Genomic DNA, 21,542 nt, shown 5'->3' with positions numbered 1-21,542 from the left:
GCGTAAAGGGAGTGCGGGAGGAAGTGCGGGGAGTGCGGGTCAGGTAAGCAGGCGCGGGTGAGCGCCCACGCACGTCGTCACGACGTCACGGCGTCACGGCGTCATGACGTCCGCGAAGGGCAGGAGTCGCGTCTCAGGTCCTCCAGGGTGGCGGCCGTGCCGGGCAGCTCGGAGCGCGCGGGCGCTTCCAGGCCGTCGAGGAACAGCTGCAGATGACGGTGGACGAACTGCTCGAAGTTGGTTCCGCAGGCCGTACCCGGCAGCGGGCGGGTCAGCTGGGACACCGCCACCATCAGGTCCCCGACGCCGACGTCGGGGCGGAGCCGGCCCGCCCGCTGGGCGCGGTCGACGAGCGCCGTGACGGCTTCCTCCACGCGTTCCCGTTCGACGGTCAGATCGGGGTGGTCCTTGTCGAAGGCCCCGTCGAGCATCGGGCACAGGGCTCCGATGCGCTCGTCGGCGGCGGCGTGGGTGAAGCGCCGGAGGGCGGCGAAGGTGTCACCCTCCTCCTCGGCGGCCCGTACGGCGATCTCGGTGACGCGGCCCATGATCGAGAGGACGACCTCGTGGACGAGGTCGGGGCGCTCGGGGAAGTTCCGGTAGAGCGTGGCGTTCCCGACGCCGGCCCGGCGCGCGATCTCGTCGTACGGCACCTGGGGGCCGAACTCGACGAACATCTCGCGCGCCGCCGTGACGATCCGCTCGCGGTTGCGCAGGGCGTCGGCGCGCGGGCGGGGTACGCGGCGGGCGGGCGGGGTGTCGGTGATAGCGGTACCGGTACCGGTCACGCCACAGCCTCCTCACAGTCGTCACTGGGGTCATCCGGGGAACGAGTCCCCACTTCTTTCGACACAGGCGTAAACGGGGACGCGCTCCCCGGTTATTTCCCCGCACGCATGTGACCCGCGTCACAGGCGCACTGTCCGGGCGGGATACCCACGATCGGGCCACCCGGCGCGCGCGTCCGCACCGCTCGTCACAGGCTGATCGCACAGCGCGGCCCCCGCGAGACCGGAGAGGGACCGTGCCGCCGACCTGCCCCCACCGGAGAGGCGTCCGTATGCAGCACCCCCGCCGACGGATACGCAGACCCGTCGCCCTGGCCGCGACCACGGCGCTCTCCCTCGCGCTGCTCGCCTCCGCGAGCACCACCCTCCCCGGACCCGCCCCCGCCTCGGCAGGACCCGTGGCCACCGCGCCCGACGCCGCCCAGCTGGGGCCGTGCCGCATCGCCACCACGATGGGCGTGCAGATGTCGGAGGGGCTACCCACGGCCCCCGGGTACGTACGCTCCACGGGCCAGGTCAGGGCCCTCAACCTGATGATCGACTTCCCCGACGTCACCGGGGACGGCACGGCGATGGGCCGCTTCCGCGAGTTCTTCCCGCAGACCACCGACTGGTTCCGCACCAGCTCGTACGGGCGCCTCACGTACGAGGCGGAGGCCCCGATACCCGACTGGCTGCGGATGCCCAGGGCGTTCTCCGCGTACGGGATCGAGCGCGGCTCACCGTACGAACCGGGCTACCGCTCCCTCGTCGAGGACATCGTGAAGGCCGCCGACCCGAAGGTGGACTTCAGCGCGTACGACCTGGTCAACATCCTGATCACACCGAACGCCGGGCCCTCCGCCCTCGACACCGTCCTGTCCGTGACGTTCTCCGGCAACGACGACGCCCCCTACGCCGACGGCGTACCACTCGCCAACACGTCCTTCGTCTACAGCCGCCAGGACGACGGCTCCGGCAGCTTCGCCGAGACCGGCTACCGCGTCCTGCCGCACGAGAACGGCCACGTCTTCGGCCTGCCCGACCTCTACACCGCGGACGGCGGCGGGACCGTCGGGCACTGGGACATCATGTCCGAGGACTGGGGGGCCAACAACGACCTCCTCGGCTGGCACAAGTGGAAGCTGGGCTGGCTCGACAACGAGCAGGTCGGCTGCGCCTCCCGCATCGGCACCGTCGACGTCGCCCTCACCCCGCTCGCCGTCAAGGGCGGTCCCAAGCTCGCGGTCGTCCCGCTCTCCGACACCTCCGGGTACGCGGTCGAGGTCCGCAGCCAGGACGGCAACGACCAGGCGGTGTGCGAACCGGGCGTCCTCGTCTACCGGGTCGAGTCCGACGTGGACACCGGCCACGGCCCGGTGACCGTCTCGGACAGCGAACGCTCCAGCGGCGGCTGCACCCGGCGCGCCAACGTCCACGCGGAGCTGTCGGACGCCCCGTACCAGCCGGGCGAGACGTTCACGGACCGCGCCAACGGAATCCGGATCCAGGTGCTCGACGAGGACGCGAAGGGCGTCTACCGGGTCCGCATCACCCGGAGTTGAACAGACCGTTCCGCAGTTCCCGCTTGAGGATCTTGCCGGTGGCGTTCCGGGGCAGCTCCGACTGCCGTACGACGATCCGGGCGGGCACCTTGAAGGCGGCGAGGCGGGCGGCCACGTGAGCGCGGAGCCACTGGAGGTCGGGGTCGGGATCGGCCCCCGGCCCCGCACCGGCCCCCGCCCCCGCCCGCAACCGCACGACGGCCACGACCTCCTCCCCCAACAGGGCATGGGGGACGCCGAGTACGGCGGCGTCGACGACGTCCGGGTGCTCCTGCAGAACGGCCTCGACCTCGACGCAGTACACGTTCTCGCCGCCGCGGATCACCATGTCGGTGAGCCGGTCGACGATGCTGACCCGCCCGTCCGCGTCGACCCGGGCGAGGTCTCCCGTCCTGAACCAGCCGTCGTCGCCGAAGGCGGCCCGCGTGGCGGCCTCGTCCCGCCAGTACCCCCGGATCAACGACTGCCCGCGCAGCCACAACTCGCCCACGCCGTCGACATCAGGCCGATCGATCCGCACCTCGGTGGCGGGCGAGGGCCGTCCGACGCTCCCCGGGTGGGCGCGGTACTCGGCGCCGACGTTGGACAGGACCCCGCCGCTGGTCTCCGTGAGCCCGTAGCCGTTACGGGGCTCGACGCGCTCCCCGTACCCGGCGCTGATCCCGGCGACGATGCCGGGCGGGGCGGCGGCGCCTCCGGTACTGAGCAGGGTGAGGCTCTCCAGCGGGTCGCCGGTGGCGCGGGCGAGGTCGAGCAGCTGGAGCGCGGTGGTGGGCACGCCCGCGTAGTGGGTGACGCGGTGTTCCCGGATCAGTTCGAGGGCCTGGCCGGCGTCCCACTTCCGCATCATCACCAGCGTGCCGCCGGCGGCCATCACGGCGTAGAAGGAGGTGAAGGCGGCGACGTGGAAGAAGGGGAACGTGGTCAGGGAGACGGGCGCGGGCCCGGCCCCGGGGACGTCCCCGCGCGCGAGGGCGGCCGCGGCGGCGAAGTACCGGGGGTTCATGGCGGCGCCGGCCTGCGCGAGGTGGGTGGCGACGGCGCCCTTGGGGCGGCCGGTGGTGCCGGAGGTGTAGAGGATGGTGGCGTCGTGCTCGGGCAGGACGTCGACGGGCGGCGGCCCGAGGACCGGATCCGTATCAGGGACGTAAGGGACGAACCCCTCCTCGCCCTCGCCCTCGCCACGGAAGACGACCCCGGGCACCCGGTTCCTTCTCGCCCACGCCCGGACGCGCCCGACCCGCTCGCCGTCGACGAGCAGCACACCGGGTGCGCAGTCGTCGAGCGCGTACGCGAACTCGTCCTCGGTCCACCAGGCGTTGAGGGGAACGGCGACGAGCCCGGCGAGCTGCGCGGCCCAGAAGGCGACCTGCCATTCGGGAAGGTTGCGCATGGCGACGACGGCCCGGTCACCGGGCCGCAGGCCGTACTCCCCGACGAGCCGGCGCGCGAGCCCGCAAGCGGCGTCGAAGAACTCCCGATACGTCGTCCGCCCGTCCTCGGACACGAGGAACACCCGGTCCCCGTAGGCCCAGGTCACCTCGACGAACTCCCGCAGGGTGCGGGGCCCGCCGACGTACACCCCGCCCTCGACGGCGAAGGGCGCACCGGTCGCGGTCAGCCGCGCTCGCGCGTCGGACACGACCACGAGGACCTCCCGGGCGCTCGCTCGGCGCTCTCGACTACTCCAGCGCGGCGACGCTATGCGCCGCGATGTCCCCGGTCAACCCCGGCCGCCCACCGGCGGACGCGACCGCTGCCGACGCTGGTGGAGAACCCCGGAGGCGACGGCGGCAACGAAGGCCATCCACAACAGGAAGGCGAGGGCCGGATTGATGTAGCCGGGGACGACGACCTCGTAGTCGGAGCCGTACGACGTCTCGCAGACGAGCCGCAACGGCAGGAAGTCCCCCCGAAGCCCGACGAGCGCGCCTTCCCCTCCGGGCCGCCGCAGCTCGCACGCCTGCCCCTGCTCCTGTCTCTCCGTGACGAAGAGATGAAGGAGCCCCCAGGTATAGAGGGCAACCCCGGAGGCGACCGCGGCCAGGGACAGATCCCGACAGGCCCGGTGCGGGGTGTAGCGCCGAAAATTGTCCGGCGCGAGCCGCGAAACCAGGTACACGATGAGCCCCATCAGGATCGCCGGCCCGACGAACAACAGGATGAGAAGAACACCGGGCTCGTGGCCCTGCCAGGGGTCGGATGCCATGAGGATGAAGCCTGCCACAGGACGGTGGGGCGGCGGGGCTGTACGGCGATACGGCCCCCAGGGGAGCGCGGGCTCAACCCCAGCTCCGGGCGATGGCCTCCTCGACAGCACCGAGGCGACGGTCGACGAGCGCAACCCCTCACCCGCCCACCCCCACCCGCTACACTGACGGCGGCGCACCACTCCACTGGTCCGCCACGCCTTCGTAGCTCAGGGGATAGAGCACCGCTCTCCTAAAGCGGGTGTCGCAGGTTCGAATCCTGCCGGGGGCACAAGGGAAAAGGGCACCTAGCAACGTTGCTAGGTGCCCTTTGACATCTACAGCTGACATCAACGGCAGCGTTCAGGACGACCGGGCCGCCTCTTGAGCAGCCGGTCCATGTGGCTGATCGCCTCACGCTGCGTGTCCTGGACGACGTGCGTGTAAGAGTTTCCCTACTTCATCAAGGCACCCGCCGCGCACGGCGCGGCGCGCGCGGCCCGTCGCCCGGGCCTGCGCTCCTGTCTCCGCCCCGCTCCAGCCCGACCGCCAGCCGCACGCCTGACGGCTCGGGTTGATGGGTGTCGACCCCGGGGTGTAAGAGGTCATCGCGCGAGGTTCAGGCCAAGACGACGCCTCCGGCGGGGGCGCTCAGGCTCCGGGATGGCGGGGGCTCCGTACACGGGTGCCGGCACGTTGAGGGCTGAGGCGGGGAACTCCCATCCCGTCTGCCATCGACCCAGGCGAGCCGAGCAGACACGGCACCGGGCGTCCAGGTCGTTCGTACAGTGGCGCGCTCCACCTGGACGCCCGGCACCGCGCCCGCTCCACGTACGTGTGGGTCGACGGCAGACGGGATGGGAGTGGGGGTAGAAGGGTCCGGAATACCCTCAGCCCAAGTCGTCAAAACTTGCAATCGATCGATCAGGCCCAAATGTGCTGACCAGCATTGTGGCCGGACGCCCTGCTGGGGCATCCAAGGTGCCTGTCACAATCACTCGTCGGCGCTCACCATGATATTGAGCTGCACGCCTATAGGTCGCTAGGTCGAGATCGAAAGCGACCGACCTCTTCTTTCCCTCGACGACCGTATCGAGCGTCACGCGCCCACTATCCTCATTTTGCTTTAGAGACATCCTTCTGATCACTCCGTAAAGGACAATCTCTGACGGTTCATCCGATTCCTTTAGCTCGTCACGAACCTGCGTTAGAACCGAAGCGTTCTCACTGGAGAATACAACGCGTCGTTGCAGGTCGGCGGGAACGGGAGAAGCGGGGGCCCAATTGAAGGCGACATCGAAAATCTCAACTTTGCCCTTCTCGATCACCTCAAGAACCGCGTTGCAAAGTTCAGTGGAAACACCCTCGTCTACGGCATCCAGAATGTCAGACCTGCTGGGTGCGCGACCGCGACGCATAGTGATTTCTGCGAGAGTTTCCAGTGACCGCGAAAGTGTCGCAAGGACGCGCCGATCAAAGTAGGCATCCTCTGACGCCACATCGAGATGCGGAATGCCGTCACTATCGCGAACAGTGGCACCGAAGCGGGCGCTGCTGATGACGGGAAGGATGTACGATCCGGGCCGCGTCTGCCCCAGTCGAAGCCGGCGGGCGTGAGCATGAGCGGCTCTTGGGATCGATCGGCCGTAATAGCCCTGCCTGTGGATAGTCGCAGCCGCGGCAGACACCATCAAATGGTTCGCCGCGTTAAACAGGCCGAGCCCCGATTGAAGCGAGATCGTTCCCTCGTCAATGTCATCATCCTGAGCCCTCAGGTCGGTGACATCGAGGAATTGGCGGGAGATATCCCTCAGAACATCTTCGGGAGGCCTTCGCTCTAGGCGCGCGACTTCGTTCGTCAGAATCTCTACCGTTCGCCGGAAATCATCGGCTTCGATAAAGCGTGGAACCAGCACCGCGCTGCCGATATCGGCGTTTGACTGCCACAGTTCAGCAAGGGAACCCGATCGAGCCCGAACCCAGCCCGAGCGGCTGAGGTAGCTCGCCAGCTCCTCGGGTCCAACGTCGGAGGTAATCACGCGATAGCCTCCCCGCTTGCAGTATCCGTTCCGAAAAGTCTTTCGTGGGCATATTCGAACATCACGTCGAGGCCGGCAGCATTGAGCCCTTGGGCCTGCGGCAGATGTATCCTCTTGGTCACGTCCCCGCTGGCGGGCTCCCCGTCCTGGATTTGGGCATAGAAGCCCGAGCACTTCAGGAGCAGAGAGTCGAGGCCATGCTTCAGCCAAACACTCGCATCACGGGGAACGATTACGACTCCCAGGTAGCCGGGAGCAGTGCGAAAACGGCCACGAAGTTTGTCGTATGTGGGCACGTCGAGGTTGTACGTGAGAGTGGTCTTGTCGGCAAGGTACTGCGGGTCAAAGGTGCACTTCATCTGCACCTCGACAAGCCGGTGATCTCGCTTCAGCGTGACATCCACGCCATCCTTGTCCACGTTCCACGACGCAACAGTGGCGTTCGCGTCGGTGGCAACGGCTAGAACGTAGGCAAGGCTGATCTGCTCCTGTTGCCAGGCGGCAGGGTCCCCCACGAGGCCTCCTCCGTACCGATTGGCCCCAACGCCCTTCAGCCTACCCGTCGTTGCTAGGAGCTTGGCAGGGAGTGCGATAGGTCCGGGTACGACCCGAATGAGGCCTACGCTCATGATGCACACCGCCCCCAAACGTCATACTGCTAAGCCCTCAGATCACGCGGGCTAGGACCCTTGCCTCCGCTATCGCAGTATTACCACCATCGAGTTCAAATATGCGACAAAAGAGACGCTCTGGGCTCAACGCGCCAATGTGACGGGTAATCGTCACGCTCTGTGTCACGAGTTCTCCCCCACTCGCCAGCAGTGGTCGTCAAGCTACGGCACGCCACTGACAACCGCCCGCCCGTGGGTGGGGCGAACGCGAGGATCAGCCTCTCCGAAGGAGGTGCCTCCGGGCTGGGGAAAGCCCCGCATCACACGCGGTCTTGGGAGTCGTGCGCAGAGAAGCCCCGGACTGAGTCCGGGACTTCTCCTTGTTGTTGGGTGCGGGTTGTTCGCTAGCCGATGGCCGCCGCCGGCAGCAGGGGGCCTTCAGTGTCGTTGGCACGGGCATCCGGACCCGGAGCCAGCAGGCGGTGGCCGCGGCTTTCCGCTACGCGCAGCGTGGCCCACAAGGCTCCCGCGAGGTCCGCCGCCAGGGCACTCAGATCTTCCGGGCTGGCCTCCCCGATGCCGAGTACGTCGGGCACGTGGTCCAAGAGTTCTGCCGCCAGACCGAGCTGGATCGCTTCGGTGGAGTCGGCCAGGCGGGACAGGTGGCTGTTGTTGTCGTCGGTGCTCAGGTAGCAGGGCTTCCCATCGGGGCCCGACCACGGCAGGAGGCGCAGCTCGCTGTGGGCTGTCATCCTTCCGTTCCCCTCTCTTCGGTCGTGTGGTGGGTGATGAAGAGTGCGTTGGCGCGGTCGCCAGGGAGGACCAGGAGGGCCGCCTCGACCACGCGGCCGGTGGTGTCGGACGAGACGCGAGTAATCGCGAGGACGGCCAGCGTCGAGCTGATCCGGAGGGTGGAGGCCTCTTCTGAGGCGGGCAGTCGGGCGGTGACCGTTTCTCGGGTTTCGGCCCACCCGGGTTGACGCCACGGCAGTTCGGCCGGCGCCAGGTCTTGCGGAACGTAGATGCGAGCCAGGCTGTGCGGCGACTCCCCCTGGTGAGTGAGGTAGAGGAACTCCGTCAGCGGCGTGCGCGAGGGGACCTTGAGTAGGGGGATCAGGTCTCCGCGTGCTCGGACCTTGGTGGTGCGGATCGTGACGTGGAGATCTGTGTCCGGGGTGAGGCGGCCTCCCGTGTACGTGAGTCTGCGGAGAGGGTGACGGATGAAGTTGCCCTTGCCGTGGATCTTCTCGATCAGGCCCTCGGCTTGGAGGAGGGCGAGGGCGTTGCGGAGGGTTGGGGTGCTGACCTTGTAGTGCGTGGCGAGCTTGGGCTCCGAGAGAAGGCGTTCGCCGGCCTTGAGGTGGCCGGTGGTGATCTGGGTCCGGAGGTCGGCGGCGATGGTGTGGCGGAGGGACGGCACGGGGTCGGTCACGACCTTCTGAGCACTCGTACGGCGATCAGGCGCGTACGGGTGTGCATGGTCAGGAGCTCGCCCGACTCGAAGAGGAGGCGCTTCGCGCCGCCGGGGAGTTGGCGGAGGTCAGCTACTCGGCACGGTTGGCCGCCGATCTGGATGACGTCGCCGCGCTGCACGGTGGCCGTGGTGATCTCGACCGGCGAGGCGAGCGCGCCGCCGGAGGGGAAGCCGTTCACGAGGCCGCCTTCGGTGACGTGGTCGGGGAGTGACAGGGGCAGACGCACGCCTCGTAGATGACGGGGATGTCGATCGGTGCCGTCGCCGGGGAGGAGTGCGCGCACTCGTGGTGGGTGCCGATCCGGCATGCGCTGGACCGGTAGGGCGTGGCCGCCGCGGGGATGCGTGTCATCCGTGGGCCTCCGCCGACGTGAAGCAGGTGTGGGCGAGGTGGTGGTGCGGGATGGGCGTCGAGCGCTGCCGTGTGCGCTGCTCGCTGGCCAGGACGTACGGGCGGACAAGGGCCGTTTCCTCGCCCGGAAGGAAGTCCGTGCGGTCTTGGAGCTGTCGAAGGAGCAGCGTCAGTGCCTCGGACGGGTTGGGGTGGATAAGTGTCGGGCGGGCAGGCTTTAACGCGTCGCGGTGCCGGGGCCGTTGGGAGTACCGCTCCCTGGTGCGCGCGATGGCGCGGCGGATACGGTTGAACATGCTGATCAGCTCCTATCGCTGGAGGCCAGGTCCCCGGACATCGCCCGTCGCGGGGACCGCTTTGTTCACGGCGGCCCAGAGGGTTCGGCCGCCCAGGCTGGTGGCGAGGAGACCGAACCGGTCTGCCTTCGACACGACTTCCAGGACCTCCCGCCACGTCTCGGCGGGGAGGGATTCCGGTACCTCCGCTTCGATCGATGCGTGTCTGGCGTGCTCCTCCACGCGTGTGGTGAGCCCAAGGGCAGATAGCTGGGCAGCGAGGGCCTCCGCGCTTACTTCTGGAGCAGGCACAGGGCAGCCTCCGTCACCGGCGATCACTTTCAGTGAAGCTAGTTAACTAGATTAGAGCTAGTGGACTAGATTTTCCATATGCCTGAGCAGCCGCCCTATCCCCGCATCGCCGACGTACTCCGGCAGCGGATCGCGGAGCACGAGTGGACTCCTGGCGACCGGCTGCCCTCTCGGGCCCAGATCGGCCAGGAGTGCGGGGTGGGCGAGAACGTCGTTCGCCGCGCCCAGGAGCTGTTGATCTCCCAAGGCGTGCTGGAGGGGCGGGCAGGATCCGGGACCTACGTCGCCGCGCCCCGGCAGCGGGTGCGGATGGTTCGGTCCGCGGCGCGCGAGCAGCCCGACAGCTCGCCGTTCCGGGCCGACATGAAGGCCGTGGGGCGGAACGGCGGCTGGGAGAGCCGGACCGATGCGAAGGTGGCCGCGCCGGCGGGAATCGCTGCGCGGCTCGGGATCGGTGAGGGCGAGCTGTGCGTCCGGACCGTGTACGAGTTCCTCGCCGACGGACGGCCCGTGCAGTTGTCCACGAGCTGGGAGCCGTACGACCTCACCGGCGGGACCCTCGTCGTCCTTCCCGAGGGCGGACCGCATGCCGGGGCCGGCGTCGTGAACCGTATGGCCGAGATCGGCGTCACGGTCAGCCATGCCGTCGAGCAGCCCGAACCGCGGCAGGCGACCGCCGAGGAGGCCTCCCTTCTTGGGATCCAGAAAGCCGCGCTCGTAACCCACATCCGGCGGACCTACTACAGCGACGAGGGCCGTCCCGTCGAGACTGCCGACATCATCGTGCCCGCCGCCCACTGCGAGATCGTCTACGAGATCCCGATCAAGCGGTAGCTCGACTCAGTCCCGCAGGTCTGGCCAACCGTCCCGGTTGGAGTAGCTTTCGGAGCAATACCGGGTGGAGCGGTCCCACTCCTCGCCGGTGGCCAGCTCGTACGCCGTGTCCGGCACGTACAGCAGCCATTCGCCGTCGCGCTCGCTTGAGGTGTACGGGACGAACTTCTCGACGTCGAAGAAGACGCTCTCCCAGACGGCCTGACCCGCGGCCACCACAGCGCAGCGCGCGTACAGGAACACGTCGGATGATTGCGGGAACGGGCTGCCGAACCGGGCCGTCAGGTCGACCACCGGCAGAGTGCCGAACTTCTCCTGATCCAGGCGGTAGAGCGCCTCGGCATGCCGTTCCGCGAAGCCGATGATGTCGGAGACGGGACGGCGGCTCAGCTCCTCGGCGAGGCGCTGGCAGCTCTCTTCAGTCGCTTCGCCGTTCAGGGTGGCTATCAGTGCCCAGAAGTCGGCCCATGTCATTCTCACGGGCGCAGGATGTCAGGCCGGTCTGACATCCACGGCTGACATCAACGACGGCGAACGGGGGCGGTCGCACCCGGCTAGCCGCAGCAACCGTCAGCAGCGCCCCTCCCCCGCCCAGGACCCCACAACCGAACTCCTAAAGTGGTTGTCCAACGTGATCACCGCGTCCACACCCGCTGGAACTCCTCAGCCGGGATAGCCTCCAACGGATCCTCTTCAGGGTCGATTGCTTGGTCTGTCAGGCCGCCGTGTTCGTCCTCCAGGTGCTCCCAGCTGTACCGGTGGAGTCGGCCGGCCGAAGTCAGCTCGGCTTGCTTGATGACAATCAACTCGCCGCGGTCGGGTACGGCTTCGATGTACCACAAACCGCCCTCCTCGTCGGTATGGCGGAAGTGGTGCCGCAGGGTGGCGTTCTCATCGAGTGCTTGGAAGTACGCCACGGTCTCTGCTCTGATGCGCTCCAGGTCAACCACGCGACCATCGTGCCAGCGAGCGAGCGCGGGTGGCTCCGTTCTGACATCCACGAGTGACATCAACGGCGCCGGACGCCAGTACTCCTCGTCGGTCCGGCACAACTAGGCCCTGTCCGGCCGATCATGTGGCTATTCCCCGCTCAGGTCGTTGATGTGGTCATGGAGCGGGGTAATCTGAGCGATGCTGAGTGGGAACGGCTACGGCCGTTTCTGCCGGTCAGCAACAGGCGTTGTGGCAGGTGGCGGGATCACCGACAGGTGATCGACGGGATTCTGCACCGGGTGCGCACCGGCGTTCACTGGCGTGACCTGCCCGAGCGCTTCGGGCCGTGGAAGACCGTCTACGAACGTCACCGGAAGTGGTCGGCGGACGGAACGTGGGAGCGTCTGCTCCAGCAGGTCCAGGCCGCGGCCGACGCGGCAGATGAGATCGACTGGGACGTCTCGGTTGACTCCACCATCGTGCGGGCGCATCAGCACGCGGCGGGTGCCCGCAACGACCCGCCGCCCGCCCCCGCATCAAAGGGGGACGCGTCAGAAGAACACCAGCACGAGACACCGTGGCAGAGCCTCGTCGCCCGCCTGGTGGAGGTGGTGCTGAAGGCGAGGGCTTGGGCCGCTCGCGCGGCGGGTTCACCACCAAGCTTCACCTGAGCGCGGACGGCCGCTGCCGCCCGCTGTCCCTGATCGTCACACCAGGACAGCGGGCGGACTGCACCCAGTTCAAGCCGGTCCTGGAGAAGATCCGCGTCCCCAAACCCGGACCCGGCAGGCCCCGGAACAAGCCCGACAGCGTCGCCGCGGACAGGGCCTATAGCAACGGGCCGTGCCGTGACTACCTGCGGCGCCGCGGCATCCGGCACACGATCCCGGAGAAGACCGACAGCCAGGCCGCCCGCCTGCGCAAAGGCTTACGCGGCGGACGGCCACCAGGCTTCGATGAAGAGCGGTACAAGAAACGGAACACTGTGGAACGGGCCATCAACCGGCTGAAGCAGCACAGGGCCGTGGCTACCCGCTATGACAAGCGCGGCTACGTCTACCTCGGCACCACAACCGTCGCAGCTCTCACTATCTGGCTCCGCGCATGATCGGCCGGAGTCAAACGGCGACCCGCTCAGTGGCTGTTCAGAGTGAGGGGAGGCCGTGCTCGTAGCCCTCGACCTCGTAGTGCTTGAGCATGTGCGACACCCGCTCCCTGACTGGCCCTCGCAGGTAGGGGATGGCATTCTCCAAATACGGCCTTGCCTCAAGGAGGCACTCCAGTATCTGAAAATAGATGGCGCCGCGCCGACTCTCTCCGGCGCCAGCGTAGATGTCCTCCACGAAACCGAAACATCGTCGCAGTAGATCGCTGTCGGGTTCCGCATGCTCCAGGGCCGGCAGGAGAACCGGCCTCGTCAGGAGGCCGATCAGGTTCGCCCACAGATCCAGCTCTGTATCGACTGTCGGCGGTGCCTCATCCTGCCCGAGCTCGTACTTCTCCTCGACCAGATACCTGGTCTCGGGAATGCGCTCGACCAGGAGAGTCAGGACATCGTCGTCAGTGATCACAGCATCGCCTATCCCCGTCACGCGACAACAGTAGGGCATCCGTGCAGCCGCCCTGGATCTACCTCCGCACGTGATCGGCCGGACAGCTCCTAGTGCGGCCGGGCGGTATCCCAGCAGAACCAGGGAGCGATCGAACTCCTAAAGCGGGTGTCGCAGGTTCGAATCCTGCCGGGGGCACAGGAGTGTTGTTGAGTGAGGGTCCTTTCGCTGTGGCGGGAGGGCCCTTGTTCTGTGTTCGGGGTTGCTTGTCGGGGGTGGGGGGTGGCGGTAGTTTCGGGGGGTGATCGCTTCATGAGTTCGCTGCCGTTCGTCGACGAGCACGTCGTCGTCGTGGAGGTCGGGGTCGAGGAGTTGTGGCAGCGGCTTCTCGTGCGGGTGGAGCGGGCGCTCTCGCGGGGTGGTGGGGCGTGGTACGCGCGGCTTGTGGGGGCTGAGCCTCTTCGGGTGGGTGGGCCTCGGCCGCTTGCCGTCGGGTCCGCGTTTCCCGGGTTCCGGGTCGCCCGGGTCGTGCCGGGGAAGGAGCTCGCCCTGGAGGGCGGGCATCGGTTCTCCGCCGCTTACAGCCTCGTCTTCCGGATCGACGAGCTGGCGGACGGGCGCTGCCGGTTGCGGGCCGAGACCCGGGCCGCCTTTCCCGGGGCGGCGGGGCGGGTCTATCGGCTCCTCGTCATCAGCAGTGGCGGGCACGCCCTCGGCATGCGGCGGATGCTCGCCGGTTATCGGCGGCCGTAGCCGCCCCCCTCCGTGGTCAGCGGAGTTCCTCCGGGCACGGCGTGCCCCGCGACAGTTTGTACGGGGCCGCCAGGCGGTAGACGCCCGCCTTCGGGGCGAGCAGTTCCGTCCACTCGTCGCCCTCCGCGTCCGCCTCCGCCTTGAACAGGCAGCCCTTCTCGTTGGCGAAGATCTTCACGAGTTCCGTCTCGGACTCCTCGCGGGCCAGTTTCGAGGCCTCCGTCTCCTGCGGCGCCTCGATCTTGCCGCCGTTCTCGTCCACGAGCGCCAGCCACGGCGAGTACGGGACGCGGATCAGGACCCGGCCGGGGCGGTCGACGCTGATCACGACCTCGTTCTCCTCCGCGCTCCGCACCTCGGCCGGCGGGTCCGCGAGCGGCGTCGGGTTCTCGACCTCGTACAGCCGCCAGTTCTCGTCCGACCACACCTGCTCCAGGTACGGCAGGCCCTCGGCGACCAGTTCCGCCTCCTGCTCCGCGCCCGAGTCGGGGGCGCCGGTCGGCAGCACCACGTAGTGGACCGCCCAGCGGTCCAGCCACTCCTCGTAGTTCACGGCGTTCAGGGTGTCGTCGTAGAAGAGCGGGTTGCGCTCCATGTCCGCCTGGCGGTTCCAGCCCCGCGCCAGGTTGATGTACGGGCTCAGCGCCGAGGACTCGCGGTGGCTGGACGCCGGTACGACCTCCACCCGCGCCTTGCCCGCGCCCCGCACCTGGAGCTGGTTGATGAGCGGCGCCAGCTCCCGCGCCCAGGAGGCGTCCGGCGCGGTGCGGATCACGTCGTCGACGCCCTTGAAGCCGATCCAGAAGTTCAGCCCGGCGAAGGCGAGCAGCAGCGCGTACCAGCGGCGTGAGCGCGGCGCCGTGTACGGCAGGGCGGCGAGCAGCACCACACCGGCGAAGAGCATCGGGAGCCGCGAGATGTTCGAGCCGATCTGCGAGTCGATCAGCCACGTCAGGAGCGTCCCGATCGTGTAGACCGCCGCCGCCGTACGGACCGTCCGCCAGTCCTTCGGTACGAGCAGGAAGATCAGCGCGCCGAAGGCCAGCGGCAGCGCCGTCGAGCCGAAGGCCATCGGCTGCGTACCGGAGAAGGGGAAGAGCCAGGACGAGAGCGCGACCACGGCCACCGGCGCCAGACCGAGGGCGTACGCGCCGGGGCGCCGTTTGTTCAGGAACAGCGCCGCCGCCCCCACCCCGAGGAACAGTCCCGCGACCGGGCTGCACGCCGTCGCGATGCCGGCGAGCGGCGCCGCCACCGCGGCCTTCGCCCAGCGCTTGCGGCGCCAGCGGTGCGGCCAGCAGAACACGGCGGCGACCGCGCCGAGCGCGAACATCATGCCCAGGCCGAAGGTCACCCGCCCCGACAGCGCGTTGCAGAGGAACGCGAAGACGGCCGCCACCGAGCACGCCAGCGGATTGCGGACCGCCGGCACCCGCACCAGGATCAGCGCGGTCAGCGCGGCCGACAGGGTCCCGGCGACCATCATCGTGCTGCGCACGCCGAGCAGCGACATCAGATACGGCGACACGACGCTGTACGAGACCGGGTGCATCCCGCCGTACCAGGCCAGGTTGTACGCGGAAGCCGGATGTCGGCCCACGAACTCCGCCCACGCGTCCTGCGCGGCCAGGTCCCCGCCGCTGTTCGCGAAGAAGAAGAACCAGAGGACGTGGGTCACGGCCGCCAGGCCGGTGGCCGCCATCACCGTGTAGCGGCGCTTCCGCCGGGGCCGGGGGGCCGAGGGCGTCGGCGTGGGCGACGGCGTCGGCTTCTCGGTGGGGGTGGGGGCCTTGGAGGGCGGGGTGTTCCGCTGCGCCGGGAGCATTATTCGCGGGTGCGAAGACGGACCCACGTCGGGGGCCGTGTCCGGGTCGGAGACGTGGCCGGAGACGTGGCCGGGGACATGGTCGGGGGCATGGACGGGGACATGGACGGGGGCATGGACGGGGACGGGGGCATGGTCGGGGCCGGCTTCTGCGCGGTCGACGGGGGTAGGGGGGTGCGGGTGGGAGGGGGAATCGCAGTCACGGGCGGGTCCTGACTCTGCGCGGTCGGCGCGGTCGGCGCGTGTCGGCTCGGCGGTGGTCACTGCGGCCCTTTCCCGTGCTGCCCGTCTCACTTCTCACGTGTGTCACGCGTGCTTCTCGTCCCCCGAAGACGCTAACAGCCGGGCGCCCCGGAGAACCGGGGCGCCCAGCCAAGCGGGTGGCTTCTCAGCCAGGCGAGTGCTTCTCAGCCCACGCGGCTCAGCTTCTTGTCGAAGCCGGGCTCCACCAGATCCGTCCGGAGGGCGACCGGCGCGCTGACCTTCCCGGCGCCCGTGCCGATCGACACCTGACCGACCACGTCACCCGCCTTGCCGGCGTGCGGGACGGCCTTGCCGCCGTCGGTGAGCTCCAGCTTCACCTGGAGGCCCGGCCACCCGATCGCCTTGAGCTCCTTGGTGGCCACGACCGGCGTCCGGCCGCCGAGGCCGTCGTCGACGTACCCGAGGACCTGGCCCTTGCGGACCACGGCGGCCGAGGTGACGTCCTTCTGGGCCTGCTTGATCAGCTCATAGCTGTAGTCGATGGAGAGCTGGAGCTTCTCGCCGAGCTGATCGGCGTCCTTGGCCCCCATCACGATGCCGAGGACGCGCCGCACCTTGCCGTCGATGACGGTGTTGGCCGACCAGAGCAGGTTGCCGCCGGCCGGGGTGGAGGAGCCGGTCTTGATGCCGCTCACCCCCGGCTTCAGCAGGATGTTGTTGTTGTTCTCGATCTGGCCGGGGATGCCGTCGACGGTCACGTTCGGCATGTTCACGATCTCCCGGAACACGTCGTACTGCATGACCGCCTTCGCCAGCTTCAGCTGGTCCTGCGGGGTCGAGATGGTGCTGTCGAGGAGACCCGACGGGTCCGTGTACGTGGACTGGGTCATGCCCAGGTCCTTGGCGGCGGCGTTCATCTTCGCGACGAACGCGGCCTCCGTGCCCGCGTCCCAGCGGGCGAGGAGCCGGGCCACGTTGTTCGCGGACGGGATCATGAGGAGCTGGAGCAGCTCCTTCTCCGAGTACGTCTGACCCTCCTGGACCGCCGCCGTCGACTCGTGCTCCGCCTTGCCCTGATCGGCGGCCTTCTTGTCGATGGTGATCTCGGGGCCGTTCTGCTTCCCCTTCAGCGGGTGGTCGCGGAGGATCACGTACGCCGTCATCGTCTTCGTGACACTCGCGATCGGAGCCGGCTTCTGCGCCCCGTACGTGCCCATGGAGCCGACGCCCTCGACCTCGACGGCGCCCTGTCCCTCGGTGGGCCACGGCATCTTCAGCTCGCCGCCCTCGAAGGTGAACGTCGGCGCGGCGGAGAGGGTGAGCACGGGCGCGGGCAGCGGGCGGACCATCTGCACGATCGCAAAGACGATCAAGAGGAGGAGGACGAGCGGCGTCCAGATCCGGACCCTGCGCATGGTCGTCCGCAGCGGGGTCGGAGGCGGCGGCGGGGTGTTCGTCAGCTCGGCGAGCAGGTCGAGCGGCGGCAGCGGCGGCAACGGCTGCTGCCGCGTCCGCTCCGCCTCCGCGAGGGCGGGGTCGGGGGCCTGCGCCGGAGCCGGGGCGGGCGCCGGCGCCTGGACCCGGGACGGGGCCGGTGCCGGTACGGGGGTCGGCGTGGGGGCCTTGGGGGCCTCCTGCGCCTTCTCGGCCTTCTGCTCGGCCGGGATGTCCGCACGCAGCGGTACGAAGGTGCTGGTGCGCTCACTGTCGGAGTCCGCGCCCAGGGAGGACGGAAGCTTCAGCGCGGTCGTCGGCTGGTCCACCGCGGGCGCCACGGGCGGGCGGACGGCCCTGAACATGGTCGTCGGCTGGTCGGCCGGCTCCGGGTCGGGGTCAGGGTCGGGGTCAGGGTCGGGGTCCGGGTCAGGGTCCGATTCCGGGTCCGGCTCTCCGTCTTCGGCGGCCTCGGCGGGCTCGGTCGACGTCGGGCCCGAGGGCTTCTCGTCCGCCCCCGGCTTCCGCGCCGCGAACCAGGACTCGGCGCCCGGCTCATCACCCTCGGGCTCGTCGCCCGCCGTCGCCGCATCCGCCGGCTCGTCGTCCGCCGGCTCGTCATCCGCCGGCTCTGCCTCGGCCTCGGCCTCAACCGACTCCGACGACTCCGACGGCTCCGACGGCTCCGACTCCGAAGCCGACTCCGAAGCGTCCGCGTCCCCCGGCTCCTCCGCCGTCGCGACCCACGCCGCCACCGCCGCCTTCAAGCGCTCGCTCTCCGGCTCCACGGCCGCCGGCGCGTCGTCCTCCGGGGTCCTCGGCGCCAGGTTCTTGAAGACGGCCGTCGGCTGGTCGACCTGAACCGACGAAGCCGAAGCCGAAGCCGAAGCCGAACCCGAACTCGAAACCGAAGCCGACGACGAGGCGTCTGACTCACGGAGCACGGAAAGCCGAGGATCCCGGCCGCCGCCGCTCGAGGCCGCCGTCTCCTGCGACGGCCCCTGCTGCTCCGCCCTGTCGGGGGACTCGCCCGCCACCGTGCCTCCTCCATGCGTCATGCGTACGTACGGGCCGTGTACCGGTCCGCGTACCAGTGTCCTGTGTGAACCCCTTGGCCCCCGTGCTAGACGAGAACGACATACCTACTGGTTCCCGGATGAACCGCCCAGGCACTCTCGACAGATGAATGTGAGAGGGGTCACCCTGTCATTCATCCACGCGGGGAGGCATGGATGGGCAGGAGCCGCAGAAGTATTCCGGAAGAGCTTCTGTTGCTCGCTCTGGACCCGACCACGGGTACCACGGCGCAGCCGCAGTCGCTCGACCTCGGCCTGGCCGGTGCACAGCTAGTGGAGCTGGCATTGGCAGGCCGGATAGCCCCTGACGGGGATCGTATCGCCGTGGTGATGCCACGGCCGACCGGAGATCCGACCTTGGACTCCGCACTGGAACTGCTGCGCAGGCGTGGCAGTCCGGTTCGGGCCGTCCACTGGATCGGCGGGCCCCGACTGGGGCTCCGCCAGACGTATCTCTCGCATCTGGAGCGATGCGGCATGGTGCATGCCGTGGAGGGCCAGATGTGCGGGGTGTTGCCGACGACTCGCTACCAGGCGACGGACACGGCGATCAGTCGGGAGATCCGTTCCCGGCTGGACAGTGCGATCCGCACCGGCGTACCGCCGGACCCGCGGACCGCGGCGCTTGCCGCGCTGGCCCACGCGGTCGGTCTCGGGAAGCACCTCTACCCCGGCAACGAAGGACGGTCGTCGCGGTCCCGGCTGCGCGATCTGATCCGGCACGACCCCATGGGCGGACTCGTGGCGCACGCCGTGATGGACGTCCAGAACGGCGCGGCGGCACAGCCGCGCCGGAACGCCGCGGGTGTCCCGGCGCAGCCTGGCGGCCACATGGCCCGCGCGGCCGCGCACTAGGACGACCTCGCGGACTCCGAGGTACCAGCCCGGGAGCCGCACAGGTGGGCGGGGCGGTCAGGACGACCGCCCCGCACACGTGCGGCCTCCGCGCGTCTTCACGCGCACCACGGGCCGCCCCAGGCCCACACGTACCGCCCAAAAGCCCACGCGTACGCCCCCGGCGCATACGTTGTGGTCATTTTCCAGCGCACACCTGGCCTTTGGTGGCAGTCTGCCAAGCGGTAGATACCCACAGCTACGCAGCAGAGAGCCGGAGGTGCAGTTTCCGTGGCGTCCAACGTCAACCCCACCGTCAGGCGACGCCGATTGGGGCAGGAGCTGCGAAAGCTCCGGGAAGCGAAGAACATGACGGCCGAGCAGGTCGCCGAGCGTCTTCTCGTCTCCCAGTCCAAGATCAGCCGACTCGAGAACGGCCGCCGCTCCATCAGCCAGCGCGATGTCCGCGACCTGTGCGGGGTGTACGAGGTCGAGGACGAGCGCATGGTCGACTCGCTCATGCAGATGGCCAAGGACTCGCGCCAGCAGGGCTGGTGGCACGCCTTCGGCGACATCCCGTACAGCGTCTACATCGGTCTGGAGACGGACGCGGAGAGCCTGCGGATGTACGAGCCGCAGATCATCCCCGGGCTGCTCCAGACCCACTCCTACGCGGAGGCCGTGATCTCCGGCGCGCTGCCGGAGTCGACGCCCGCGGACATCGAGAAGCGGGTCACGGTCCGCACCCGCCGCCAGGAGCGCATCCGGGACGAGGAGCGTCCGCTGCGGCTGTGGGCGGTCATCGACGAGGGTGCGCTGCACCGGATCGTCGGCAGCCGGCAGCTGATGGTGGAGCAGCTGGAGCACCTGCTCGAGCAGTCGCACCTGCCGCATGTCACCGTGCAGGTCATCCCGTTCGAGATGGGCGCGCATCCGGGGATCAGCGGCCAGTACTCGATCCTGGAGTTCCCCGACACCTCGGACTCCAGCGTCGTCTACATCGAGGGTGTGACGAGCGATCTGTACCTGGAGAAGGCGCAGGACGTCGGCAAGTACAGCGTCATGTACGAGCACCTCAGGGCGCAGGCGCTGAACGTCGAGCAGACCCGCGACTTCATCTCCGAGATGGCCAAGAAGCACGCTCGGGGCTGACTCCGGACCGGCCGGGGCAGGCACCGTACACCTCGTGATCGCTCCCATGGAAGCCGAGTTGGAATATGCCACTCGGACGTGTGAACGCCGGTCCCGCCGGCAGGGGCCGACCAGTAGCGTCGATCACGCCGCCAAGAAGGGCGGTGCGACATACCCCACACGCAGAACCGGAGTTGAGCGTCATGGCGATCATCCAGGGTGCAACGGACATGTGGACCAAGTCTTCGTACTCGGGCGGGAACGGCGCCTGCGTCGAAGTGAAGTCCCCCCTCGTGGCCGCGATCGCGGTGCGCGACTCCAAGGCCCCGGAGGGCCCGTCCCTCTCCTTCGGTCCGGGATCGTGGAACGCGTTCGTCGGCGAGGTGAGCAACGGGGCCCTCTGAGCCCCGGTGCGCACCCGCCCCCACCAGCAGTACCCGAAGAGCCCTCTCGTCCGGTCCGCCGTCCTGGCCGAGAGGGCTCGGCCTTTGCCCGGAGAGCGCTGGTCCCCCTACGGATCAGCGAAGCTCGTCCAGGTACCGGTCCGTCCCCGGCACCGTCGGGACGAACGGAGCCACCAGCTCGACCCGGCCGCCGGAGTCCCCGCCCCCTCCCCCCAGCGACTCCAGGTCCGCGAAGTGCTCCGCCCAGCACTCCCGGGGGTCCCGCTCCAGGAACCAGAGCAGGGTCAGCCGGGTGTCGACGCCCTCCACCTGCTTCACGTACGTCATGCGGTCGCCGGGCAGTGGGGTCGGCCGGAAGACGGTGACCATCGCCGCGGGTGAGCCGGCGAGCCGGCGGGGCAGCTCGCGGGTCCGCAGCCGGTCGAGCAGCGCCGCCCGTTCCTCCGGGCCCTCGGCGTCGACGACCTGGAGGATCAGCCCGGCGTAGGGGTGGTCGAGGGCGTGGAAGTCGCGCGGGCCGGCCGCGCCGTCGCGGTACACGGTCGCCTCGTGGTCCTGGAACGAGGTGAAGACGTGCGTCCGCTCCTGGTGGACGCGGGCGTCGCGGTTGAGCCGTTTGTTGATGCCGACGGTCCACTTCATGTGCTCGTCGTAGCGGCCCTCGGTGATCCAGTACGTGGAGAGGTAGCAGCCCGCCGTGACCGGCTTGGCCACGGCGGACTTCTCCGGCCGCCGCAGCTCCTGGAGCTCCCGGGTGGCGACCCAGCGCCGGCCCGCGTACATCCAGGGCATGGCCATGGCGCCGGCGTAGTAGTGGTCGTCCTCGTACCAGCGGTTGTACGCGTGCTCGTGGCCCGGGTGCGGCTCGACCATGCTGATCAGCGCGTGGCCGGGCCGGACCCCGTACGGGCCGACGGCCGCCAGCTCCGCGTACATGGCAGTGTCACTGGACGTCTCCTCGCTCACTCCCGTACCCCTTC

23 protein-coding genes, 1 tRNA gene and 1 pseudogene are annotated in these 21,542 nt (G+C 69.0%); 8 read left to right on the top strand and 17 right to left on the bottom strand.

The window, feature by feature from the left end; translation table 11 throughout:
• Positions 1 to 101 precede the first annotated feature (101 nt).
• On the bottom strand, positions 102 to 788 hold the full coding sequence (locus ABT034_RS19165) for a TetR/AcrR family transcriptional regulator (protein ID WP_351216601.1): 687 nt from the start codon (positions 786 to 788) through the stop codon (positions 102 to 104).
• A 272-nt stretch (positions 789 to 1,060) separates the two neighbouring features.
• Between ABT034_RS19165 and ABT034_RS19160 the strand changes: the two genes are divergently transcribed.
• The gene (locus ABT034_RS19160) at positions 1,061 to 2,332 is read left to right on the top strand and encodes a M6 family metalloprotease domain-containing protein (protein WP_351216599.1); all 1,272 of its coding nucleotides are present in this window, start codon (positions 1,061 to 1,063) and stop codon (positions 2,330 to 2,332) included.
• On the opposite strand, the gene ABT034_RS19155 is transcribed toward ABT034_RS19160, so the two are convergent.
• A complete protein-coding gene (locus ABT034_RS19155; protein ID WP_351216597.1) occupies positions 2,319 to 3,974 on the bottom strand; it encodes a class I adenylate-forming enzyme family protein in 1,656 nt (551 codons plus the stop codon). The two genes, ABT034_RS19160 and ABT034_RS19155, sit on opposite strands and share 14 nt — an antisense overlap.
• Before the next feature lie 81 nt (positions 3,975 to 4,055).
• A complete protein-coding gene (locus ABT034_RS19150) occupies positions 4,056 to 4,559 on the bottom strand; it encodes a hypothetical protein (protein ID WP_351216595.1) in 504 nt (167 codons plus the stop codon).
• A 181-nt stretch (positions 4,560 to 4,740) separates the two neighbouring features.
• On the opposite strand from ABT034_RS19150, the gene ABT034_RS19145 reads away from it, so the two are divergent.
• Positions 4,741 to 4,813, top strand: a tRNA-Arg gene (locus ABT034_RS19145).
• A gap of 58 nt (positions 4,814 to 4,871) precedes the next feature.
• On the opposite strand, the pseudogene ABT034_RS19140 reads toward ABT034_RS19145, so the two are convergent.
• The 8 genes and pseudogenes from ABT034_RS19140 to ABT034_RS19105 form a co-directional block, all read right to left on the bottom strand.
• Positions 4,872 to 4,967: pseudogene (locus ABT034_RS19140) on the bottom strand (tyrosine-type recombinase/integrase); the annotation flags it as partial.
• Between the two features lie 444 nt (positions 4,968 to 5,411).
• Positions 5,412 to 6,560: a hypothetical protein gene (locus ABT034_RS19135; RefSeq protein WP_351216593.1), complete on the bottom strand. Its 1,149-nt coding sequence runs from the start codon at positions 6,558 to 6,560 to the stop codon at positions 5,412 to 5,414.
• Positions 6,557 to 7,189 carry a DUF4365 domain-containing protein gene (locus ABT034_RS19130; protein WP_351216591.1) on the bottom strand — a complete coding sequence of 211 codons (633 nt, stop codon included), beginning with the start codon at positions 7,187 to 7,189 and terminating at the stop codon, positions 6,557 to 6,559. The genes ABT034_RS19135 and ABT034_RS19130 overlap by 4 nt, the downstream gene beginning before the upstream one ends.
• Positions 7,190 to 7,575: 386 nt before the next feature.
• Positions 7,576 to 7,923: a hypothetical protein gene (locus ABT034_RS19125; RefSeq protein ID WP_351216589.1), complete on the bottom strand. Its 348-nt coding sequence runs from the start codon at positions 7,921 to 7,923 to the stop codon at positions 7,576 to 7,578.
• Entirely contained in the window at positions 7,920 to 8,603 is a 684-nt protein-coding gene (locus ABT034_RS19120; RefSeq protein ID WP_351216587.1) for a GntR family transcriptional regulator, read from the bottom strand. The genes ABT034_RS19125 and ABT034_RS19120 overlap by 4 nt, the downstream gene beginning before the upstream one ends.
• The gene (locus tag ABT034_RS19115) at positions 8,600 to 8,824 is read right to left on the bottom strand and encodes a hypothetical protein (RefSeq protein WP_351216690.1); all 225 of its coding nucleotides are present in this window, start codon (positions 8,822 to 8,824) and stop codon (positions 8,600 to 8,602) included. The genes ABT034_RS19120 and ABT034_RS19115 overlap by 4 nt, the downstream gene beginning before the upstream one ends.
• Positions 8,825 to 8,993: 169 nt before the next feature.
• Positions 8,994 to 9,293: a hypothetical protein gene (locus ABT034_RS19110; protein ID WP_351216585.1), complete on the bottom strand. Its 300-nt coding sequence runs from the start codon at positions 9,291 to 9,293 to the stop codon at positions 8,994 to 8,996.
• A 12-nt stretch (positions 9,294 to 9,305) separates the two neighbouring features.
• Positions 9,306 to 9,584 carry a hypothetical protein gene (locus ABT034_RS19105; RefSeq protein WP_351216688.1) on the bottom strand — a complete coding sequence of 93 codons (279 nt, stop codon included), beginning with the start codon at positions 9,582 to 9,584 and terminating at the stop codon, positions 9,306 to 9,308.
• A 78-nt stretch (positions 9,585 to 9,662) separates the two neighbouring features.
• Between ABT034_RS19105 and ABT034_RS19100 the strand changes: the two genes are divergently transcribed.
• Complete coding sequence (locus ABT034_RS19100; RefSeq protein ID WP_351216583.1) at positions 9,663 to 10,418, top strand: GntR family transcriptional regulator; 756 nt, start codon at positions 9,663 to 9,665, stop codon at positions 10,416 to 10,418.
• Positions 10,419 to 10,424: 6 nt separating this feature from the next.
• Here ABT034_RS19100 and ABT034_RS19095 read toward each other — a convergent pair whose 3' ends face one another.
• Entirely contained in the window at positions 10,425 to 10,892 is a 468-nt protein-coding gene (locus ABT034_RS19095) for a DUF4240 domain-containing protein (RefSeq protein WP_351216686.1), read from the bottom strand.
• Between the two features lie 161 nt (positions 10,893 to 11,053).
• Entirely contained in the window at positions 11,054 to 11,368 is a 315-nt protein-coding gene (locus ABT034_RS19090) for a hypothetical protein (RefSeq protein ID WP_351216581.1), read from the bottom strand.
• Positions 11,369 to 11,527: 159 nt separating this feature from the next.
• On the opposite strand from ABT034_RS19090, the gene ABT034_RS19085 reads away from it, so the two are divergent.
• Positions 11,528 to 12,459, top strand: a protein-coding gene (locus ABT034_RS19085) for an IS5 family transposase (protein ID WP_351216684.1) whose coding sequence is annotated in 2 segments (ribosomal slippage) — positions 11,528 to 11,860 and positions 11,863 to 12,459 — 930 coding nt in all. Because the reading frame shifts where the segments join, the coding sequence is not laid out codon by codon here.
• Between the two features lie 37 nt (positions 12,460 to 12,496).
• On the opposite strand, the gene ABT034_RS19080 is transcribed toward ABT034_RS19085, so the two are convergent.
• Complete coding sequence (locus tag ABT034_RS19080) at positions 12,497 to 12,943, bottom strand: hypothetical protein (RefSeq protein WP_351216579.1); 447 nt, start codon at positions 12,941 to 12,943, stop codon at positions 12,497 to 12,499.
• Between the two features lie 270 nt (positions 12,944 to 13,213).
• Here ABT034_RS19080 and ABT034_RS19075 point away from each other — a divergent pair, with 270 nt between their 5' ends.
• Complete coding sequence (locus ABT034_RS19075; protein WP_351216577.1) at positions 13,214 to 13,654, top strand: hypothetical protein; 441 nt, start codon at positions 13,214 to 13,216, stop codon at positions 13,652 to 13,654.
• 16 nt (positions 13,655 to 13,670) lie between these two features.
• Here the strand turns inward: ABT034_RS19075 and ABT034_RS19070 are convergent, their stop codons facing one another.
• Positions 13,671 to 15,743: a DUF8823 domain-containing protein gene (locus ABT034_RS19070; protein WP_502972979.1), complete on the bottom strand. Its 2,073-nt coding sequence runs from the start codon at positions 15,741 to 15,743 to the stop codon at positions 13,671 to 13,673.
• A 143-nt stretch (positions 15,744 to 15,886) separates the two neighbouring features.
• Positions 15,887 to 18,175: a D-alanyl-D-alanine carboxypeptidase family protein gene (locus ABT034_RS19065; RefSeq protein ID WP_502972978.1), complete on the bottom strand. Its 2,289-nt coding sequence runs from the start codon at positions 18,173 to 18,175 to the stop codon at positions 15,887 to 15,889.
• A gap of 174 nt (positions 18,176 to 18,349) precedes the next feature.
• Between ABT034_RS19065 and ABT034_RS19060 the strand changes: the two genes are divergently transcribed.
• The 3 genes from ABT034_RS19060 to ABT034_RS19050 all read left to right on the top strand — a co-directional run bounded on the left by ABT034_RS19060 (position 18,350) and on the right by ABT034_RS19050 (position 20,562).
• Complete coding sequence (locus tag ABT034_RS19060; RefSeq protein WP_351216573.1) at positions 18,350 to 19,048, top strand: GOLPH3/VPS74 family protein; 699 nt, start codon at positions 18,350 to 18,352, stop codon at positions 19,046 to 19,048.
• Between the two features lie 270 nt (positions 19,049 to 19,318).
• Positions 19,319 to 20,179 carry a helix-turn-helix domain-containing protein gene (locus ABT034_RS19055; RefSeq protein WP_351216571.1) on the top strand — a complete coding sequence of 287 codons (861 nt, stop codon included), beginning with the start codon at positions 19,319 to 19,321 and terminating at the stop codon, positions 20,177 to 20,179.
• A gap of 182 nt (positions 20,180 to 20,361) precedes the next feature.
• Complete coding sequence (locus ABT034_RS19050) at positions 20,362 to 20,562, top strand: DUF397 domain-containing protein (RefSeq protein ID WP_351216570.1); 201 nt, start codon at positions 20,362 to 20,364, stop codon at positions 20,560 to 20,562.
• A gap of 114 nt (positions 20,563 to 20,676) precedes the next feature.
• Here the strand turns inward: ABT034_RS19050 and ABT034_RS19045 are convergent, their stop codons facing one another.
• Entirely contained in the window at positions 20,677 to 21,528 is an 852-nt protein-coding gene (locus ABT034_RS19045; protein ID WP_351216568.1) for a hypothetical protein, read from the bottom strand.
• Positions 21,529 to 21,542: the final 14 nt, after the last annotated feature.

It is taken from the genome of Streptomyces sp. NPDC002773 (assembly GCF_040295605.1).
GTDB lineage: Bacteria > Actinomycetota > Actinomycetes > Streptomycetales > Streptomycetaceae > Streptomyces.
This window is presented reverse-complemented; position numbering and strand designations above follow the sequence as displayed.

Excerpts from the sequence above, each read along its gene's own strand:
- ABT034_RS19075 (WP_351216577.1), top strand. The coding sequence starts at position 13,214 with ATGAGTTCGCTGCCGTTCGTCGACGAGCACGTCGTCGTCGTGGAGGTC.
- ABT034_RS19130 (WP_351216591.1), bottom strand. The coding sequence starts at position 7,189 with ATGAGCGTAGGCCTCATTCGGGTCGTACCCGGACCTATCGCACTCCCT.
- ABT034_RS19060 (WP_351216573.1), top strand. The coding sequence starts at position 18,350 with ATGGGCAGGAGCCGCAGAAGTATTCCGGAAGAGCTTCTGTTGCTCGCT.
- ABT034_RS19095 (WP_351216686.1), bottom strand. The coding sequence starts at position 10,892 with ATGACATGGGCCGACTTCTGGGCACTGATAGCCACCCTGAACGGCGAA.
- ABT034_RS19160 (WP_351216599.1), top strand. The coding sequence starts at position 1,061 with ATGCAGCACCCCCGCCGACGGATACGCAGACCCGTCGCCCTGGCCGCG.
- ABT034_RS19050 (WP_351216570.1), top strand. The coding sequence starts at position 20,362 with ATGGCGATCATCCAGGGTGCAACGGACATGTGGACCAAGTCTTCGTAC.
- ABT034_RS19110 (WP_351216585.1), bottom strand. The coding sequence starts at position 9,293 with ATGTTCAACCGTATCCGCCGCGCCATCGCGCGCACCAGGGAGCGGTAC.
- ABT034_RS19100 (WP_351216583.1), top strand. The coding sequence starts at position 9,663 with ATGCCTGAGCAGCCGCCCTATCCCCGCATCGCCGACGTACTCCGGCAG.
- ABT034_RS19065 (WP_502972978.1), bottom strand. The coding sequence starts at position 18,175 with ATGACGCATGGAGGAGGCACGGTGGCGGGCGAGTCCCCCGACAGGGCG.
- ABT034_RS19125 (WP_351216589.1), bottom strand. The coding sequence starts at position 7,923 with ATGACAGCCCACAGCGAGCTGCGCCTCCTGCCGTGGTCGGGCCCCGAT.